Annotated in this window: 14 protein-coding genes; 8 read left to right on the forward strand and 6 right to left on the reverse strand. The window is 39.4% G+C overall.

The genetic code is table 11. The features are described 5' to 3' along the window. Positions 1–3: 3 nt before the first annotated feature. The 8 genes from recN to ACNKXS_RS13425 all read left to right on the forward strand — a co-directional run bounded on the left by recN (position 4) and on the right by ACNKXS_RS13425 (position 12,701). Complete coding sequence (gene recN / locus ACNKXS_RS13390; RefSeq protein ID WP_417921292.1) at positions 4–1,656, forward strand: DNA repair protein RecN; 1,653 nt, start codon at positions 4–6, stop codon at positions 1,654–1,656. Positions 1,657–1,743: 87 nt separating this feature from the next. Further along, a complete protein-coding gene (locus ACNKXS_RS13395) occupies positions 1,744–2,565 on the forward strand; it encodes an enoyl-ACP reductase FabI (protein WP_295181476.1) in 822 nt (273 codons plus the stop codon). Positions 2,566–2,640: 75 nt separating this feature from the next. After that, the gene (locus ACNKXS_RS13400) at positions 2,641–3,660 is read left to right on the forward strand and encodes a glycosyltransferase family 2 protein (protein ID WP_417921293.1); all 1,020 of its coding nucleotides are present in this window, start codon (positions 2,641–2,643) and stop codon (positions 3,658–3,660) included. Continuing rightward, positions 3,644–4,594 (forward strand): YbbR-like domain-containing protein, encoded by a 951-nt coding sequence (locus tag ACNKXS_RS13405; RefSeq protein WP_417921294.1) that lies wholly within the window; start codon positions 3,644–3,646, stop codon positions 4,592–4,594. Before ACNKXS_RS13400 ends, ACNKXS_RS13405 begins: the two co-directional genes overlap by 17 nt. Beyond that, positions 4,591–5,181: a dephospho-CoA kinase gene (gene coaE, locus ACNKXS_RS13410; protein ID WP_417921295.1), complete on the forward strand. Its 591-nt coding sequence runs from the start codon at positions 4,591–4,593 to the stop codon at positions 5,179–5,181. The genes ACNKXS_RS13405 and coaE overlap by 4 nt, the downstream gene beginning before the upstream one ends. Positions 5,182–5,248: 67 nt before the next feature. After that, entirely contained in the window at positions 5,249–6,826 is a 1,578-nt protein-coding gene (locus tag ACNKXS_RS13415) for a sensor histidine kinase (protein ID WP_417921296.1), read from the forward strand. Between the two features lie 3 nt (positions 6,827–6,829). Next, positions 6,830–7,552, forward strand: a complete 723-nt coding sequence (locus ACNKXS_RS13420; RefSeq protein WP_026914972.1) for a response regulator transcription factor — start codon at positions 6,830–6,832, stop codon at positions 7,550–7,552. 199 nt (positions 7,553–7,751) lie between these two features. Next, a complete protein-coding gene (locus ACNKXS_RS13425; RefSeq protein ID WP_417921297.1) occupies positions 7,752–12,701 on the forward strand; it encodes an HYR domain-containing protein in 4,950 nt (1,649 codons plus the stop codon). Here the strand turns inward: ACNKXS_RS13425 and miaA are convergent. The 6 genes from miaA to ACNKXS_RS13455 all read right to left on the reverse strand — a co-directional run bounded on the left by miaA (position 12,691) and on the right by ACNKXS_RS13455 (position 19,763). Further along, positions 12,691–13,599, reverse strand: a complete 909-nt coding sequence (gene miaA, locus ACNKXS_RS13430; protein WP_417921298.1) for a tRNA (adenosine(37)-N6)-dimethylallyltransferase MiaA — start codon at positions 13,597–13,599, stop codon at positions 12,691–12,693. The genes ACNKXS_RS13425 and miaA overlap by 11 nt on opposite strands. Next, positions 13,592–14,416 carry an ion transporter gene (locus ACNKXS_RS13435; protein WP_417921299.1) on the reverse strand — a complete coding sequence of 275 codons (825 nt, stop codon included), beginning with the start codon at positions 14,414–14,416 and terminating at the stop codon, positions 13,592–13,594. Before ACNKXS_RS13435 ends, miaA begins: the two co-directional genes overlap by 8 nt. A gap of 24 nt (positions 14,417–14,440) precedes the next feature. Then, on the reverse strand, positions 14,441–16,420 hold the full coding sequence (locus tag ACNKXS_RS13440) for a DUF3857 domain-containing protein (RefSeq protein WP_417921300.1): 1,980 nt from the start codon (positions 16,418–16,420) through the stop codon (positions 14,441–14,443). After that, a complete protein-coding gene (locus ACNKXS_RS13445; protein ID WP_417921301.1) occupies positions 16,413–17,786 on the reverse strand; it encodes an exonuclease domain-containing protein in 1,374 nt (457 codons plus the stop codon). The genes ACNKXS_RS13440 and ACNKXS_RS13445 overlap by 8 nt, the downstream gene beginning before the upstream one ends. An 18-nt stretch (positions 17,787–17,804) precedes the next feature. Then, positions 17,805–18,464 (reverse strand): YggS family pyridoxal phosphate-dependent enzyme, encoded by a 660-nt coding sequence (locus ACNKXS_RS13450; protein ID WP_417921302.1) that lies wholly within the window; start codon positions 18,462–18,464, stop codon positions 17,805–17,807. Positions 18,465–18,527: 63 nt separating this feature from the next. Beyond that, positions 18,528–19,763 (reverse strand): DUF1015 domain-containing protein, encoded by a 1,236-nt coding sequence (locus ACNKXS_RS13455; RefSeq protein WP_417921303.1) that lies wholly within the window; start codon positions 19,761–19,763, stop codon positions 18,528–18,530. Positions 19,764–19,784 lie beyond the last annotated feature (21 nt).

A 19,784-nucleotide genomic window follows, 5' to 3' on the forward strand; every position in this document is an offset into this window, starting at 1 on the left:
GAATTGCTTACATCTCTTTCCATAAAGAATTACGCGCTTATTGAAGATATTACGATGGATCTTCAATCTGGTTTTACGATCATTACCGGGGAAACCGGTGCCGGGAAATCTATCATGCTGGGTGCATTGGGTTTGTTACTGGGAGATCGCGCAGACTTCAGTAGTATTAGAAATACTGAAAAGAAGTGCGTTATTGAAGGTCATTTTAGTATCAAAGATTACGCGTTACAGCAATTCTTTGATAAAGAAGATCTGGATTATGAGCAGACCAGTATCATTCGGCGTGAAATTTTACCTTCTGGAAAATCCCGTGCATTTATTAACGATACACCGGTGAAGATCACTTCTTTGCAAAAGCTGGGAACTTCCCTGATCGATATTCATAGTCAGCATGAAACCCTTAGCCTGGGAAATGCAGATTATCAATTCAATGTCATTGATACTATAGCGAAGAATGAAGGAAGTATTCTTCAGTATAAAGCAGAATTAAAGGAGTATCGTAAATTTCAGAAGAGATTTGAAGAGCTAAAAGAAGAACAGGCACAGGCATCAAAGGAATACGATTACAATCTTTTTCTTCTGAATGAACTGCAGGAGGCTGGGCTCAAATCAGGAATGCTGGAAGATCTCGAAGAACGATATGAGTCTTTGAATAATGTCGAGGAACTTACTGAAAATCTTAGTGCGGCATTAGGCTCAATACAACAAGAAGAAATAGGGAGCCTGGAGACATTGAAGTCGGCTAGATCTCATATTTCCAGAATTGCCAAATTCTCCGGAATTTATGATAATTTCCATGAAAGATTACAGAGTGCGATCATAGAATTAGATGATCTTGAAGCTGAAATGACAGATGCCCTGGAAGCTGTGGAAGCAAATCCCGAAGAGCTGGAAAAGGTGAATCAGCAATTGCAGGTGATCTATAATTTACAAAAGAAGCATAATGCTGAAAGTGTAGAAGAACTTTTACAGATAGCGGAAGCTCTTCAGGAAAAAGTTTCGGTAACAGAAAATGCGGAAGCCGCTTTGGAAGAAGCTGAAAGAGCGATCAAAAAACAATTTATCGTTATATCTGAAACTGCCGCTAAACTGCATAAGAATCGTTTAAAAATCATCCCGGCTTTTATTGAGCAAACGGAAATCATACTCAAAGACCTTGGAATGCCCAATGCGAGGCTTAACATTGAACTTAGTACCACCACAGAATTCCTGAGTAATGGGAGCGATAAGCTGGAATGGTTCCTGGCGGCGAATAAAGGCGGTAGTTTTAAAGAGATCAAGAAAGCAGCATCGGGTGGAGAACTTTCCAGAATCATGCTCGCGGTAAAAAGCATACTTGCAGCACAAAGTAAACTGCCAACGATCATTTTTGATGAAATTGATACTGGTGTTTCTGGAGATATTGCCCATAAAATGGGTGAGATTCTTGCCAGAATGGGTGCTAACATGCAGGTGATCGCGATCACTCATTTGCCGCAAATAGCCGGAAAGGGAAGTTCGCATTTTAAGATATTTAAAGAAGATAGCGAGGTTGCAACTCAAACCAAGATCATAAAGCTGGAACAGGATCAAAGAATCGATGAATTAGCGATGATGCTTGGAGGTACTGGCGGAAGTGATTCTGCACGTGCGCATGCAAAAGCCCTGTTGAATTAATACCCTATCATCTGAAGCCCAAAAGGCGGCGGATTTATTTCAACTTTGCTATATTTACAGGCTTAACAACCACAAAAAATAAATCACATGTCATATAACCTGCTAAAAGGTAAAAGAGGAATCATATTTGGTGCATTGGACGAAAATTCAATTGCCTGGAAAACAGCGGAGAGAGTTCACGAAGAAGGTGGAACTTTTGTACTAACGAATGCTCCAATCGCGATGAGAATGGGAAGTATCAATCAGCTGGCTGAAAAAACCGGTTCTGAGATCATTCCTGCAGATGCTACCAAAGTAGAAGATCTTGAAAACCTTGTAGAGAAGTCTATGGAGATCCTTGGAGGGAAGATCGATTTCGTGCTTCATTCCATCGGGATGTCTGTAAATGTTCGAAAAGGAAAACATTATACAGATATGAACTACGACTTCACAACCAAAGGTTGGGATGTTTCAGCAGTTTCTTTCCATAAAACCATGCAGGTATTGTATAAGAAAGATGCAATGAACGAATGGGGAAGTATCGTAGCTTTAAGTTATATGGCGGCTCAACGTGTATTCCCAGACTATAATGATATGGCAGATAATAAGGCATATCTGGAGTCTATTGCGCGTAGTTTCGGTTATTTCTTCGGAAAGGATAAAAAAGTGAGAGTGAATACCATTTCACAATCTCCAACTCCAACTACAGCAGGAACTGGAGTTAAAGGCTTCGATGGTTTTATTGCATTTGCAGAAAAAATGTCTCCGCTTGGAAATGCTACCGCTTTGGAGTGTGCAGATTACACCCTGACATTATTCTCAGATCTAACCAGAAAGGTAACTCTTCAAAATCTATTTCACGATGGTGGATTCTCGAACACGGGAGTTAGCCAGGAAGTAATGGAGACTTTTGTTAAGGATTCAGAATAATAAAACTCTAAATATAAACTGCCGGAACCTGAACACTATGTTCGGCTTCCGGCAGTTCTATTTTAAATAATCAAGATGCATCCAGAATATTCATTTGTGATCCCTGTTTATAACAGACCTGATGAGATCAGGGAGTTATTGCAGAGCTTGCTTAAGATGCGAGCGCCCGTTCCATTTGAAGTGGTGATCGTCGAAGATGGCTCTACAAATTCTTCTGAAGCTATTGTGGCTGAATTTCAGGATCGATTATTTATTAGTTATTATTTTAAGAAAAATTCTGGACCAGGCGATAGCAGGAACTACGGAATGAGAAAAGCCCAGGCTCCGTATTTCTTAATTCTGGATTCAGATGTCCTAATGCCTGAAGATTACCTCGAAGAGGTTCATCAGTATTTGTCTGGCAATTTTTACGATTGTTTTGGAGGGCCAGACGCTGCCCATGAATCCTTTTCGAATACACAGAAGGCCATAGATTACAGTATGACCTCTTTTTTTACCACTGGTGGAATACGTGGAGGTAAGAAAGCAGTTGATGAATTCCAGCCCCGTAGTTTTAATATGGGCTTAAGCAAAAAAGCATTTGAACTTAGTAAAGGGTTTGGCAGGATACATCCCGGGGAAGATCCAGATTTGAGTTTGAGATTAAAGAAATTGGGGATTAAAAGTTGTTTGATTCCGAAGGCTCGGGTTTTTCATAAACGACGTATAGACTGGAAAAAGTTCTTTGTACAGGTTAAGAAGTTCGGGATGGTACGGCCAGTTTTGAACAAATGGCATCCTGGATCTGCGAAGATCACTTATTGGTTTCCTTCTTTATTCATGACCGGACTCATACTTTCCATAATTCTTTTATTTGCAGGATTTAGTTTTTTTATAAGCTGTTATCTTATTTATTTCCTAATTATTGCTGTGGATGCAGCGATACGAAATAAAACTCTATATATTGGATTGTTGGCTGTAAAAGCGGTGATCATGCAGTTTTCAGGATATGGCTATGGTTTTATAGTGTCCAATTATCATATAAATATTCAGAAGAAACAACCGGAAGTGGCATTTCCACAATTATTTTTCAAAAAGCATGGCAACCAGGAATAGAAGAAGAAGGTTCAAGAAATCAAGCATAAAGACATTCGGTTTTTTCCTGATCTTTTCTGCGATCGTGTGGGTACTGGTACAGTTTTCTAAAACCTATACTCAGGTGATCGAAGTTCCGGTAAACTATCTCAATGTTCCCCTGGATAAAAGTATTTCTGAAGAACGTCCGGATCATGTGGATCTTCAGCTTCAGGATAATGGTTTCAGTATTTATTACTATAAAATCTTCAATCCGAAGCTTGATATAGATCTTTCCGAAGCTACTGAAAGTGATAAGAACCTGATCTATTCTATTGAAAATCATATCACGGTGATTGAACAGCAACTGAAGGTGACCCTGGAAGACTCAAGGATCATCCAGGATGAGATCGTGATCCCGTTTCAATTTAAGAAAGAAAAAATGCTAAAGATCATCTCAAATGTGGAGGTGAGTTATGCCGTAGGTTATTCGGCAGACGAGCCCCTTCAACTGGTTCCCGATTCCGTAAAAGTTAGTGGTCCCGAGGAAGTGATCGCCAAATTGAGTTCGATACCGACTTTAAAGAAAAAACTGGAAAATGTAAATTCAGATCTTGACGGGAGTGTTCAACTGGACACTACGGGCTATGGTGAGTTAAGTTTTTACGAAAATAGCATACGGTATACGCAGGAAGTTGAAAAATTCACTGAAGGAAAAGCTGAAATCCCGGTAGAAGTTATTAATGTTCCAGATAATCTCAACCTGGCATATTTTCCGAAGTCGGTTGTAGTGTATTACCAGGTAAATCTTGAAGAATTTGAAAAAGTTGGAGCTTCCGACTTTTCCATAGTTTGCGATTATAAAAGTGTGAAGGAAGGTGATGATTATATGATCGCACAGATCAAAACCAAGCCGAAATTCGTAAACAACATTCGGTTGAATGAACGTAGAATTCAATTTGTGATCAAACGATGAAAATAGTAGGACTTACCGGAGGTATTGGAAGTGGGAAAACCACGGTGGCGGGCTTCTTTAAAGATCTGGGCATCCCGGTCTATATCGCAGATGATGCAGGGAAAAGATTGCTGGCAGAAAGTCCAGATATCAGAGAAAAAGTTAGCAAATTGTTAGGTGCAGCTGCATACAATGGTCAAGTACCTGATAGAAAGTATATTGCAAATAAGGTTTTTAATGATAAGGACCAGCTTGCAAAACTGAACGCAATTATACATCCAGCCGTTGCTAGCGACTTTCAGGATTGGTTCTCGAAGCAAACTTCAGAATATATTATTTACGAGGCAGCTATTCTTTTTGAAGCCGGGGGTTATAAGAAATGCGATCTCAGCATTCTGGTGACAGCTCCACATAAGTTAAAAATTGGAAGACTTCAGAAAAGAGATGATAGTACAGTAGAAGAAATCGAAGCCAGAATGGGTCACCAGTGGCCTGATGAAAAGAAAGCTGAACTTGCCGATTTTCTTATTGAAAACAAGGATTTGCAGCAAACCAAACTACAGGTTAGAGATATCCATATCCAAATCTTAAAAGCACGCGAAAATTGAAGGAAGTTCTGTTAACATTTGGTTAAACAGCTTAACCTCTAAATGTTAAAATATTACTTTTGACCGCATGAATAAGAAGCTTTTTGTCCTTCTCGTAGCGCTAATGAGCTTGTCTTTAACAGGCATCATATTCGTTCAGGGATATTGGATAAAAAGTACGATCGATGACAGGGAAGAGCAATTCTCCTACAACGCGAAACAGGCACTAATAAAGGTTTCCGAAGAAATTCAGAATTCCGAATTTGAGCGTTATTACTTTCAGTTCAAGAATCCGGATAGTATCAATAGCACCTTAAGTGATCGAACGCTCACTGAATATTTCTACACGAACAAGGACGAAAACAGGAACGAGACTTATTTTAATTCTGAAACCATTTTAGAAGAAGATTATAAGGTTTCCTCAGGTTTTTTACAGTTTGCTGAAGATAGTATCAAGTTCACCAAAATGATCAATAAAAAGGTGACAGATATTGTTCAGGAGAATAATCTTGAAGGTGGGAATTTGAGTGCAAGGCAGAGAATTGAACATATCGAGAGGCTTTCCAGGATGGAAGAGGTGGAGAAGGATATTCTTCGATCTGCGATTTCAGAACTGGTAGTTAGAATTCCTATTCATAACAGGGTTTCAGAAGAGAAGATCAGGGAATTACTGGAAGAGCAGCTTGCAGAGAGAAATTTAAAGACCGCATTTGAATTTGGGATCTTTAATAATTCCATAGCTACTACGGTACATTCAGAGAATTTCAGTCTGGATCACCCTGCAACTTATGCAGTTCCACTTTTTGTAGACTCTGCAGGAAGAAGCGGCTATCAGTTACTGGTAAACCTTACGAACAGAAAAGAAGCAGTTCTTTCTTCGGTTATATTGATGGCTTGTTTGTCGATTATTTTTACACTGATTATTGTGATCGCCTATTCAAGTGCATTATCACAGTTGATAAAACAGAGACAGATTTCGCAGATCAAGACGGACTTTATCAACAATATGACGCATGAGTTCAAGACTCCTATTGCGACGATAAACCTGGCCCTTGACGCGATCAAGAATCCTAAAGTAATTGAAGATCGTTCCAAGGTAAATAGATACTTGCAGATGATCAGGGATGAGAATAAGAGAATGCACGCCCAGGTTGAAAACGTTCTAAGGATCTCAAAACTGGAGAAAAACGAGCTGGACCTTAAAAAGGAAAGACACCAGTTGCATGATATTATTCTTGATGCTATTACACACGTGGAATTGATTATAGAAGACCGTGGAGGTTATGTACAGACTCATTTTGGAGCTTTACGTTCGTCGGTTCTTGCAAACCAAGATCACTTTACGAATGTTATTGTAAATATTCTTGATAATGCGATCAAATATTCAGAAGAAGCGCCGAAGATCGATATCTATACAACGAACGTTAAGAATTATATCTATTGTGAAATAAGAGATCAGGGAGTCGGGATGACGAAACTGGTTCAAAAGAAAATATTTGAAAAATTTTATCGTGAACATACCGGGGATATCCATAATGTAAAAGGTCACGGACTTGGATTGGCTTATGCCAGACAGATCGTGGATGATCATCATGGACAGATCACCGTAACCAGCGAAAAAGGGAAGGGTAGTACCTTCATCATTAAATTACCACTAATATCTTAAAATATGGAAACTGAAAACAAAAAAATTCTATTAGTAGAGGATGATCCAAATTTTGGAACTGTCCTTAAAGATTACCTTGCGATGAACGATTACGAGGTGACTCACGCCAAAAATGGTATGGAAGGATTCGAAAAATTCAAAAAAGATGATTTCGATCTTTGTATCCTGGATGTGATGATGCCTTATAAAGATGGTTTTACTCTTGCTAAGGAGATTCGTGAGAAAAATGAAGAAGTGCCAATCATCTTTTTAACGGCTAAAGCCATGAAGGAAGATGTATTGAAAGGTTACAAGGTTGGAGCAGATGATTACCTGAACAAACCTTTTGATTCTGAAGTACTTTTAATGAAGATTAAAGCGATCATGCAGCGTAAAGCTACAGATAGCGTTGCAGATTCTAAGCAATTTGAATTCGAAATTGGTGGTTTCCACCTGAATTCCAAACTTAGATTTTTAACTTTTAGAGATGAAGAGCCTCAGAAGCTTTCTCCAAAAGAAAACGAATTATTAAGACTACTTGCTTTGCATGAAAATGATTTGATGCCTAGAGAGCTAGCCTTAACTAAGATATGGAGAGACGATAACTACTTTACTTCAAGAAGTATGGATGTGTATATCGCCAAATTAAGAAAGTATCTTAAGAAAGACGAAAATGTGGAAATTCTGAATATCCACGGTGAAGGTTTTAGACTTGTTATTAAAAACAAGGAAGAGACCGAAGCATAACAAAATCATTCAGTTTCCGGGAGGTGCTGCATCATAACACTCGTTATGATGCGGTATCATTTCTCGTGATCCATAATTCATGGCTATAATTTAGCTGTACCTACCATCAAATTTTACCTGCTGCCGCATTCTTAACACGAAAATAAGAGCGGTTTTCTTACAATATGTATCTTTACGGCATTCCATAAAATGCCCTAGATTGATAAATGCAGCAGATATACCTACCTACAGGAGTTCTTTTCTAAGAAAAGTCTGCATTAGCTTATTCTTAATTTTATTTTTTAGTGCTAATAGTTTTGGGCAAGCAGAACCATCTTTTAATTGGCTCGACGACTATTCCTTGGGATCTGGTGGTCCAGGGAACGAAGGTGGTATTGTAATTTCAATTGACACAGATTCAGAAGGGAATGTGTATGTGTTGACTTTTGGGATTGGTGTTTACAAATATGATCCTTATACTGAAGAATACGATTTAATTATTCCAGATCAACTTGCAGAAAGCGAGGATTTAAATGGTCCTTTAGATCTTGCAATAGATAATAATGATATTATACATATTGCCGATAGTGGTTCAAAATCTATAAAAAGGTTTACAACGGATGGAGATGAACTAGAGCAAATTGGAGGATTTTTTGGGACAGGAGAAAATGAATTCTTAGAGCCTACAGGTTTGGAATTTGACAATGAAAATAACTTATATATTGTTGATTCTTACCGAGGGAATAATGATGAGGTTGAGGAAAAATATTTTCTGAAAATTTATTATGCTAACGGTGATTTTAGAAGTTTTACAGGTACAAATGATCACCCCCTAAATAATCCTTATCGAGTTGCTGCTACGGATGATTATATTTTAATAAGTAATGCTGAAAATAATGGAGAGGTTTTAGTCTTTGATAAGGATTTGAATTTTAACCGTACACTGAATAATGTTGGATCGCCAGGTAGCTTGTTTGTAGATAAATCTGGGTATATATATGCTGTGGATTATGCAGATAGGGTTGATTTTAATGACGTTTTTAGATTATTAAGTGGAGATGTTTTTGTAGGTCTAACCCTGCGATCTCAAATTAATAATGGAATAGCTTCTGGCGATTTTAAAATTCAAGTTTATAATTCGGATTTAACCTATAGTTCTACAATAAGTGACTTTCCCGCCAATTCGAAGGATGATCATATTCAATTTCCTTTAGATGTAACCTTGGATGAGACCTGTGGAAAATTATTTTTAAATGATGCTACCATTTCCGGTTCATTTTTTTCACCACGCCTGGAATCCAATTTAGAAATTTATCAACGCACTCCATCGTATGATCAGGAAAAGCCTGAAATTGATTGCCCTGAAGATATTGTAGTAATTGCTAAAACAGGTGACGATTTTGCGTTTGTTAGTTATGATGATGCTACCGCAGTAGATAATTGTGATAATGATGTAGAAATAGAGAAAACGGAAGGTCAGGATTCAGGAAGTGAGTTTTCCATAGGTATTCACCAAATAGAATTTACCGCGACCGACGAATCTGGTAATACATCTACCTGTACTTTTATAATAACCGTAAAAGCTTCAAATGAAGAAGTAGACACACCACCAGAATTTGATGATTGCTCGACGACAACTATAATCAAAGACAGCGATCCCGGAGAATGCGGAGCCGTAGTAACATTTAATACCCCAGCGGCTACTAATGAAAATGGAAGTGTTCAGGTCACTAGAATAGACGCAAATACTGATCTGATTTCAGGAAGTTTATTCCCCGTTGGAACTACAACGATTATTTTTCAGGCAGATGATGAAACAAACGAGCCGGTTCAATGTAGCTTTGAAGTTATTGTTCAGGATACTGAATATCCAGTGTTAACCTGTGAGGAAACCAGAATAGTGGAGGCGGAACCAGGCGAAACTTCAGCAGTGGTCAATTTTGTATTACCACCCGCACGCGATGGTTGTGATGGAATATTACCGACTCGTATTTCTGAGGGAAGTATGGCATCAGGGTCCAGGTTCCCAATAGGAACTACCAATATTGTGTTTGAAGCTACCGATCAAGCAAATAATACTGGATATTGTACACTTCAGATTACAGTTTTGGCTCCCAAATTACCACCAGTTTTCGATAATTGCTCACCAAATATTACTGAAGAAAACGATCCCGGGAAATGTGGAGCCATAGTAACATTTGATAATCCAACGGCAACTGATGAAAGTGGATCTTTGACCGTAATAAGGATCGATAATTCTGGATTGAATTCCGGAGATTTATTTCCCGTTGGAAGGACAACAATCACTTTCCAGGCAAATGATGGAACAAACGATCCGGTTACATGCAGTTTTGATATCGTAGTTCAGGATACTGAAGCTCCAATATTAACTTGCGTACCGGACATAACTGCTCAGGCATCACCAGGAAATGATTCAAAATCAATAAATTTCTCGCTGCCTACAGCTCGAGATTTATGTGATGGGGTTCTACAATCCAGGGTTTCTGAGGGAAGCTTGATATCTGGAAGCAATTTCCCTATTGGTTCTACTGATGTAGTTTTTGAGGCAACCGATTCCAACGGTAATGTTGGATTCTGTACTTTAAATGTCAATATTCTTCCTCCCAATTTTGCACCTTCCATAACCTGCCCTCAAAACATTTCTGTTACCAATGACAGCGGAATTTGCGGCGCCATGGTAGAATTTGCTGATCCAACTGTGAACGATCCTGAAGGCGATGATCTTACAATTATCCGGACCGATGATTTAGATCTAAACTCTGGCGATATATTTCCGGTAGGAATCACCACGCTTTCTTATGAGGTTTCCGACGGAATTAATGATCCTGTCTCCTGTAACTTCACTATAACTGTTGAAAATACAGAACAACCTAATTTCACTACCTGTCCAGGTGATATAACAGAATTGCTGGACGCATCAGAATCCGGGAAGATCGTCCCATTTGATCTTCCGCAATTTGCGGATAACTGTTCAGAAGCAGAATTATTTCAAACTGCAGGTCCTGCATCTGGAGAGTTTTTTGGGCTTGGTGAAACTGAAGTCCGATTTGAGTTGCGGGTGAATAATACGGTGGTAGATCAGTGCTCCTTTTCAGTTAATCTAGTCCGCCAGACAGCAACCTTTCAATGCATCGAATCTATTACCGTAAATCTTGGAGAAGACGCTCAGAATTCTTCGGTCACAGAAATACCAACCTCAGAATTTATTCTTTCAGATAGCTCAAATCTTGATTTTGAACTAAATGTTCAGCAGTTCACCTGCGAGGATATTGGAACTTTTGACCTGCCTATTCGAGCTACAGATAGGGAGACGGGAGAAAATTTTTCATGTACTGTAGAAGTAACCGTCAAGGATGTTGGCGCACCACTTATTATTTGTCCGGCAGATATTCAGCAACGGCAAATACCTGCAGGAGGTGATTTCGTGTTACCTCAGGTAACCGATCGCTTTACTGTTACCGATAATTGTGACGCTTTTGAAGATCTGGAAATCATTCAGAATCCACAGGCGGGTACTGCATATTCAGAAGCAGGGGATTATATAGTGATAATTACGGCTACCGATTCTGCTGGAAATACTGAAGAGTGCCAGGTAACTTACAGATTGACCCTGGATGAAGAGTCCGAAGAATTTGCGCTCAATTGTCCGCAGAATGAAAGTGTTCTTAGAGCTGATGATAACTGTGAATATATAGTACCTGATTTTTCAAATACTATCATTTTCTCACCTGCTAATGCGAATTTCTCCCAATCTATACCAGCAGGAACGAGAATAGAACAATCAACTAATATTGTAATTACCGCAAGTTTTGATGGAGAATCAGACTCCTGTACTTTCGAACTCGTTTTAAAAGACAATACATCACCCGTGCTTAGTTGTCCTGATGATCGAATGATAGTAGTTGCAGAGGGTGAAAGTGTTGAAATCCAGGACTTTCGAGGGGAATTGGAGGTAAGTGACAATTGCGGACTGGCAGAGATCATTCAGGATCCGGCACCTGGTACGCTAATTTCAGAAGATACCGAGGTGAGTTTTATAGCCTTCGATACCTCTAACACTAACAATGCTTCAGAATGTAGTTTCATGCTGACCTTAGCTGTCGATACAGAAGGAAACGATATTCCTATTGCGAATGAAGATTTCTATTCCACACCCGTTAATACAACCTTGAATATTTCTGTGGAAGAAGGAGTTCTGGCCAATGATATGGATGCAGATGGTGATGAACTAACCGCCACGCTTGTTGAAAATGTTACCAATGGAACTCTTGAGTTCGAATCTGATGGGTCTTTTGTCTATACTCCAAATGACGGATTCATTGGTGATGACTTTTTTAAGTACTATGTTTTTGATGGTTTTACTGAAGTTGAAACGACGGTTACCATTAGTGTAGTGCCAGTTGACACTGGAGGATTTCAGTGTGTAGAGGCTTATGTTCTCGAACTGGATGAAAATGGTACAGCACAGCTCCAGATTACTGATTTGTACACTGGTGACGCTTCAGAAGTCACTTTCAGCCTTGATCAGGAGTTTTTCGACTGTGATGACCTTGGAGCTAATCAAGTTACTTTAAGCTATACAGGAGTGGAAAATGGTTCCTGTGAGATAAGTATCGAAGTGGTTGACCGAATTAGACCCAAAATTGAAGTTCAGAACATTGGAGTCGATCTTGATCTTTCAGGGAATGCAACTATTGCTCCGCAGGATGTGATCGTGAGTTTTAGTGATAACTGTGACAACGATCTTAGCTATGAACTAAGCCGAAGTACTTTTAGCTGCAAGGATCTAGGGTGGAACGAGATCAACGTGATTGCAACCGATACCAGCGGAAACTCCACTACAACTTCTGTAGAAGTACAGGTTTTTGCTGAAAGCGGAATTTGCAATGGTACTGTTGAAGGTTCAGAATATATCTTTATTTATCCCAATCCAAACCAAGGTAGTTTCAAAGTAGCAACCCCAGCCGATGTGACTATTTCCAGGATCGAAGTTTTCGATCACCGTGGAAGATTTATCACCGGGAAAGATTTTGCTTCAAACGTTGGGGAATACGCAATTAGCACTGGGCCATTGCAGGAAGCGGTGTACGTGGTCAAAATGATTACCAACGAGGGTGAAAAAACTAAGCGATTTATTATTAAGAATTGATCTTTTCCTGCAGGTGTGCGGCAATCAATTCAAAATTTGTAGTGCGATCAAACCAGGTAATAGTTTCATCTTTTCTAAACCAGGTTGATTGTCTTTTGGCAAACCTTCGCGTATTTTTCTTGATCTCAGCAATAGCAGTTTCCATATCCCATTGCTCATCAAAGTAGGCAAACAGCTCTTTGTAGCCAACCGTATTCAACGCATTGTATTTCCTGAAAGAATATAATTGGCGGGCTTCTTCTAATAGTCCGTTTTCGATCATTAGATCTACCCTTCGGTTGATGCGGTCATATATTTCTTCCCTTTCCGCAGTAAGACCTATAGAGACTGTTTCGAAATTCCTGGCATTTTTTTTCTTTTTCAGAAAGGATGAAAAGGCTTTTCCGGTGCCTATACATATTTCCAGAGCACGAATAAGGCGATGTGGATTTTGAACATCGGCTACCGCATAATATTCCGGATCCATCTGCTGTAATTTTTGCTGAAGTGATTGCAGACCGTGTTGTGACAGTTCTTCATTCAGTTCCATGCGAATATTGCCATCTATTTCGGGAAAATGATCGAGACCTTCCACCACAGCTTTGGTGTAGAGTCCGCTACCGCCTACCATTACCACGACATCATGTTCTTCGAAAAGTTCATCCAGTTTTGCCAGGGCTTCTTTCTCGAAATCTCCAACATTGTAATCTTCTGTAATTGATTTGTGCTGAATAAAATGGTGATTAGCTGCCTCGAGCTCTTCCGGTTCGGGTACTGCCGTTCCAATCGCCATTTCTTTATAAAATTGCCGAGAATCTGCCGATAGAATTTCAGTTTTGTAAAGATTCGCAACTTGAATTGAGAGCGCAGTTTTTCCTATGGCAGTTGGACCAACAATATTGATAAGTTTCTTAGTCATTCAATTCGTATCCACAACGATGGCAGTATTCAGCATTGTCCAGATGCTTTGTTTCATTGCAATTTCGGCAAGCCTGTGTATTTTTTGGAGCATCAGTTGCCTTGCTATATTCTGCACTTACGATACCTGTAGGAACGGCAATAATTCCGTAACCCGTGATCATGATTAGTGAAGCGATCAATCTGCCCACCGGAGTGACCGGCGCTATATCACCAAATCCAACCGTAGTTAGAGTTACGATACACCAGTAGATGGAAAGAGGAATATTGTTAAATCCGCCGTTCTCTCCTTCAACGAGGTGCATCAAAGTTCCAGCGATGATGCATATGATTAAGACCGCGAATAAAAAAACAAGAATTTTAGCCTTGGAATTATTCAGCGCAGAGATAAGTTTCTGAGACTCTCCAACATAACGGGTAATTTTTAGCACCCTGAAAACCCTTAGCAATCGTAATGCTCTAATGGCAAACAATAGATTGGCGCCTCCAAACAGGAACCCGATATAACTGGGTAAAGTAGAGAGCAGATCTACAATTCCGAAGAAACTAAAAATATATCGCTTCGGTTTATTGATCGTAATGATTCTTAAAATATACTCGATAGTAAAAATCACTGTGATCACCCATTCCGCAATATAGAATTCGGTTGCATATTTAGCCAGCATCCATGAGACGCTTTCCATCATTACTAACGCGACGCTAATAAGAATAACCAGCAAAATAGCCACATCGAAGGTTTTACCAGCCGGAGTATCGGCTTCGTAAATTACCTCATGCAGTTTGCGTTTCCAATCTGGAAGTGTCTCTTTATTACTCAAAATCTAAGATTCATAGGTTCTAATTTAACTATTTTCCTCGAGTACAATGAGCGACTGACTTTGAACTGTCAATAATTCATTAAAGAATTTTTTGAGTCCGTCGTAGTATTCCGGCGTATAGAGCGTTTGAGAAAGCGTCATACGGCATTGAACCATCACTACATTTTCTGAAAAACTAACGGCATTAAAGATCAAAGCTCCTCCGTTCCCCGGTAACCTGATGGCCTTTTGCTCCGGAAGTTCTTTTACTGAATAGCCTTCGGGAATATGAATTTCTGCGGAATAGCTAAAAGCATTTTTATATCCGAAGTCGATAGGATAGCTGCGTTCATCCAGGTTGAAAGGATTCTTTTCGAAAAACTGAAAGCTGAAGGGGTTCAGATAGATAAGATCATTGATCTTCTGACTCACATTTTCAAGCGTGTATTCGATCTGGAGTCCGTTTTCAACGTCATCAAGGTTTTCTACCTCGATATCTGTAGATCTTGTGAATTGCTGTGCTTTAGAAAGGTCCTGGAATATCTTCTCTTTACCGTTTTCCTTGATCTTATTTCTGAAATTCACTGCATGGTATCCGCTTAAATGCTGATTAGATGTTCCTGAAGCCGTCCCATCCTTATGCACTTTTAAAGAATCTCTAAATGCGTAATTGCTGAAGTCGTTTGGTTCGATCGCCATCCAGTCACTGGAACCATCCAGGTTTACTTTGCGCGCATAAGTATTCAGAGCGCGAAATGGAAGTCGGCCAAAATCCAGCTGCTCATCAGTTACATCAAGATTGTATTCCGTTCCATCCAGATTTAGCTGAATGAAGAAATAATTATATTCTGAAATCGCAGGATGAACTCTTGGAGCGAAACCGTTTCTTCGGGTAGAAGCCAGGACAGGAGACACATTAAATTCTTCGGAAGCATAGACATTATGCAACAGGCTATTGATCGCAAGAACGCTTCCAGATTTACTGTCTACGATATCCTTGATGTTCATATCACCATGGATATCATATTCGCCATTCCATTTATAATTTTCCTGAATAAAATAGTAGATCTTTTTTGCCTTTTCCAAGGTATTTGGAAGACTGCTAATTGCATCAGGAAGAACGTCTTCTACGGCATTGTCTTTTTTCCATTGTTTTCCCCAATTGCTGGAAGTTCTAATCTCTTTATCTGCATCATCCCAGGTTAGCGTGTATTTGCGTTCAAAACCATCGGTTCTGGTAACCTGCTTCAATTCGTACTCAATCTTGGCAATATAATTGTCTTCGCTGGTCATGTAGTCTTCCTGGATAAACGCAGGAATATCTTTCATCACATACAAAGTCTCTACGCAACCTGCCATGGAAGAAGTAATACCGAAACTTATACAATGTTCGATCACTTTATCTTCATGTTTATGAAGCTTCCTTCCTCCGGTAAGCGTGGTGTGATATTCGTAATTTCCCGGGATCTTCGACGTGAACTGTGAATGCATCTTCGGAATATCCTCCTGAAATTCCCATGTTCTGAAATCAAAAGTAAAAGGAGAAACGATCTTATATGAAAACTGAATGACATCTCCCGGTTCTACATCTGGAAACGCAAAGGAAAATTCGTTGTAGAACTTGTGCTCGCTTTCGAAAGTAGCCGATGTTTCTACTTTTCTCTTAACGATACGACCGTCAACTAATTTGAAGGTATGGGCTTTGAAATCTTTTAATTCCATAACCTTGTCGCTATCTCTGTTCTTACCTAATGGCACTTTAATAGTAGCATAATCAATTCCCTGCTTATCCAGGATCTTGATCTTCGCCTTATAATCTGTCACCACCTCGTAATCTTCGTCTGGATCAAATTCAGTAAAACCTGACTCGTAGATATAAACAGCATGGGCAGTGGTATCCAGCGTGTAATTAGTTGCTAATAGGTCTTCTCTTGATACTTCAAATTCTTCAGTAGAATAGTTAGAATTCTGTGCAGGAACAAAGCTGATACATAATAAAAATACCAGCGTAAAAAATTTACTCATGAATGGATAATTGGATGATTTTAAATTGATGCTTTTTTCTTAAAAAGCTTTGGATAATATGTTCAGCATCACGGTTATTATTCATGGGTGTAATAATGGACCTGATGATGTCCAGATTGTTGATCTGGTGATTTAAATTGAAATAACCTACGCCTTTAAATTCGCCATCCTCGATCAATAAAGCGCTCTTTTCATCTACTTCTCTTCCACGACCAACCAAGAGCATATCCTTATTTTTATAAGAATAGCGATCAATAAGTTCACGCACTCGTTCATTATAGGTTTCCGGTTGTTCTTCTTCCACGCAGGCACCGTGGCAACTCTTGATAGTATAGGCAAAGCAATTTCCTTTGCCCCCGTGTAATCCAGATAATCTTTCACACAATTCATATTCCTCAACCCATTTGGTTAAAGAGTTCTTCGCAGAACGCAAAGAACTGAAGGTGGTGATGCGATCCCTGGAACTTACTGCCTTGCCAATCTTTAAATTAATATAACCCTTTTCGTCTACTGAATGATATAAAGCATGGCTGAAAATATCTCTTTTTAGAGCCCGGTTATATTTAGGTTTGATCTGTTTTATTTCCTGGTTCTCTTTTAATAGCGCAATGAGCTCATTGCCGGTAAGTTCAAAGGATACTGAAGCTACCTTTTTCTGCATTTCCCGCGACTTTGGATTGTCATTGGTAAAATGTTGATTTACTCTTTTTCTGATATTTCTCGACTTCCCAACGTAAATGATATCTCCATTCTCATTATGGAAATAATAAACACCGGTTTCTGAAGGAAGTTCTTCCAGGATAAAAACCAGCTTTGTATCGAGGTTCTTTTTAGGTTCTTTTCGAACATGCTCCTTCATAATGTTTTTTTCAACATCTTTCGCAAGTAGCATCTTAAACAATTTGATAGTCGCCTGTGCATCGCCTGAAGCTCTGTGACGATCACTCAAAGGAATCCCCAGCGATCTTACCAGCTTACCTAGGCTATAAGAAGGCTGACCGGGAATTAATTTTTGAGAAAGCTCCACGGTACAAAGACTTTTGCGTTCGTATTCGAAACCGAGTCTTCTAAATTCAGTTCTTAAAATTCGGTAGTCAAATTTGGCATTATGCGCGACCAGGATACAGTCTTTGGTAATTTCTACGATTCGTTTAGCTACTTCATAAAACTTAGGAGCATTCCGAAGCATATCATTATTGATCCCGGTTAGATTAACCACGAACGGCTGAATAGGCTGTTCTGGATTTACCAGGCTAATGAATTGATCCACGACCTTAAAGCCATCGAACTTATAAATTGCTATTTCGGTGATGCCTTCCTCGTTGTATTTCCCACCGGTGGTTTCTATGTCTAGTATAGCGTACAAATACTCTCTCCTCTAGTTTTAATTATAGTTGCGTTCACCAAAGATGCTGCTGCCAATTCTCACTATAGTAGAACCACATTCCACGGCAATTTTGTAATCGCCACTCATGCCCATAGAGATCTCTTTGAGTTCAGGGAAATCCTGGCTGAAATCATCAAAAGCCGACTTTAAACGATCAAATTCTTCGCGAACCTGTTTCTTATCTTCAGTAAATGTTGCCATTCCCATCAATCCAACAATATTAACATGTTTCATTTCAGCATAAGCTTCAGATTCCAGGATCTCACGAGCTTCCTGCCTGCTTATCCCGAATTTTGAATCCTCTTCAGCGATCTTTATCTGTAATAAACAATCGATGGAACGTTCATTCTGTTTCGCGCGTTTGTTGATTTCCTTCAATAATTTCAGGCTATCCACCGCGTGAATCAGGTTCACATAGGGTGCCATGTACTTCACTTTATTGCGCTGTACGTGACCAACCATATGCCATTCAATATCCTTGGGAAGTTCTTCCCACTTATCGGTCATCTCCTGGATCTTGTTCTCTCCAAAAATTCGTTGACCAGCTTCGTAAGCTTCCATAAGATCCTCGTTAGGCTTGGTCTTTGAAATAGCGACCAGCTTCACATCCTCAGGAAGTTCACTTCTGTATTTTTTTATATTTTCTGAAATACTCATCCTTTATAACTTTAATTAAAGATATAAAATCCCTGGTAGGGCAGGTTGGTTATTGCGCTGAAGTCAAAATTCATAAATGGTAAGACCACTTCGCAATTTCGGCTCAATATAAGTACTTTTTGGCGGCATGGTCAAATTTTCATCGGCAATTTGCTTGATTTCTTCGATACCGGCAGGTAACATTCCAAATCCGACTTCAAATTCCCCGCTATCTACCCTTGTTTTTAATTCTATTAGATCATTACGACCGTGAATATACGCGATACGTTTGTCGTAACGAAGATCCTCGATTCCCAAAATAGGCTTCAGAATCTTCTCGTACAATATGTAGGAATCCAGCTCACTTAGCGCATCGGTGAACTTCGCGTTATGCTTCCGAAGGTATAAAGAATAGAACTCGCCATCCAGATACATATTAAAATGATGTTTTTTGGAAGGTTTGTAAATATCGATCCCGCGATTTTCTATTCTGAACCATTCATCCAGCAGGATCAGGAATTCTTCTTTTGAATGTCCGTTCAGGTCTTTTATGAGTCGGCTGAATTCAAAAATTCGAAGGTTGCTTTCAGAGATAAGATAGCTCATAAAGAAATTATAGGCTTCCTTTCCTGTATGATCGGGGTTTTGATCCCTGCTTTCCTTCGCCAGTAACCAAGAGGATGCGCTACGATGATGACCATCTGCGATATATAATTGTTCGATCGCAGCAAATTGTTGCTTAATCCTTTCAATGTTTTCAGGTTCATCGATAAGCCATAGCGAATGTATTTCTTTATTGGCCGTGGCAAATTCATATTCCGGTCTTGATCTCATTCTTTCTTCCAGCAACTCATTGATCACGGGATCATCTGGATAGGTAAGCAGTACCGGTTCTGTATTAAAGCCAATGACCTTCAGGTATTCCTTAAATAATTCTTCCCGGTGCGCGATGGTATCTTCATGCCGTTTGATGACATTGTTTTCGTAATCTTCAACACTTGCCGCTGCAATGATTCCGCAGCAATCGCCATCGCGGGTATGTATCTTATAGATATAATAGGAGGGAAGTTCATCCTGTATAAAAGTACAGTCTTCGCGAAACTCGAGGTAACGGTTCTTGACCATTCCAAATCGCTTTTCACCGCCAATCTCATGCTGAAATTTATATCCGGGATTTATGATGTGTAGAAATGAATAAGGATTGAATTCCAGCTGAGCCTTCAATTCCTCTTCATTATAGTCCTCATAAGAACGGGATGCGACCAGCCCGGCAAATTCTCTTGCCGGGCGAACCGCTTTAAAAGGTAATATCTTTGTCAAATTTTAAATGCTATTTCCAGG

Source organism: Christiangramia marina (assembly GCF_048285865.1).
Taxonomy (GTDB): Bacteria; Bacteroidota; Bacteroidia; order Flavobacteriales; family Flavobacteriaceae; genus Christiangramia; species Christiangramia marina.

Coding starts and splice junctions, on each gene's coding strand:
- ACNKXS_RS13415 (WP_417921296.1), top strand. CDS start 5,249: ATGAATAAGAAGCTTTTTGTCCTTCTCGTAGCGCTAATGAGCTTGTCT.
- miaA (WP_417921298.1), bottom strand. CDS start 13,599: ATGACTAAGAAACTTATCAATATTGTTGGTCCAACTGCCATAGGAAAA.
- ACNKXS_RS13395 (WP_295181476.1), top strand. CDS start 1,744: ATGTCATATAACCTGCTAAAAGGTAAAAGAGGAATCATATTTGGTGCA.
- ACNKXS_RS13440 (WP_417921300.1), bottom strand. CDS start 16,420: ATGAGTAAATTTTTTACGCTGGTATTTTTATTATGTATCAGCTTTGTT.
- ACNKXS_RS13405 (WP_417921294.1), top strand. CDS start 3,644: ATGGCAACCAGGAATAGAAGAAGAAGGTTCAAGAAATCAAGCATAAAG.
- ACNKXS_RS13400 (WP_417921293.1), top strand. CDS start 2,641: ATGCATCCAGAATATTCATTTGTGATCCCTGTTTATAACAGACCTGAT.
- ACNKXS_RS13450 (WP_417921302.1), bottom strand. CDS start 18,464: ATGAGTATTTCAGAAAATATAAAAAAATACAGAAGTGAACTTCCTGAG.
- ACNKXS_RS13420 (WP_026914972.1), top strand. CDS start 6,830: ATGGAAACTGAAAACAAAAAAATTCTATTAGTAGAGGATGATCCAAAT.
- coaE (WP_417921295.1), top strand. CDS start 4,591: ATGAAAATAGTAGGACTTACCGGAGGTATTGGAAGTGGGAAAACCACG.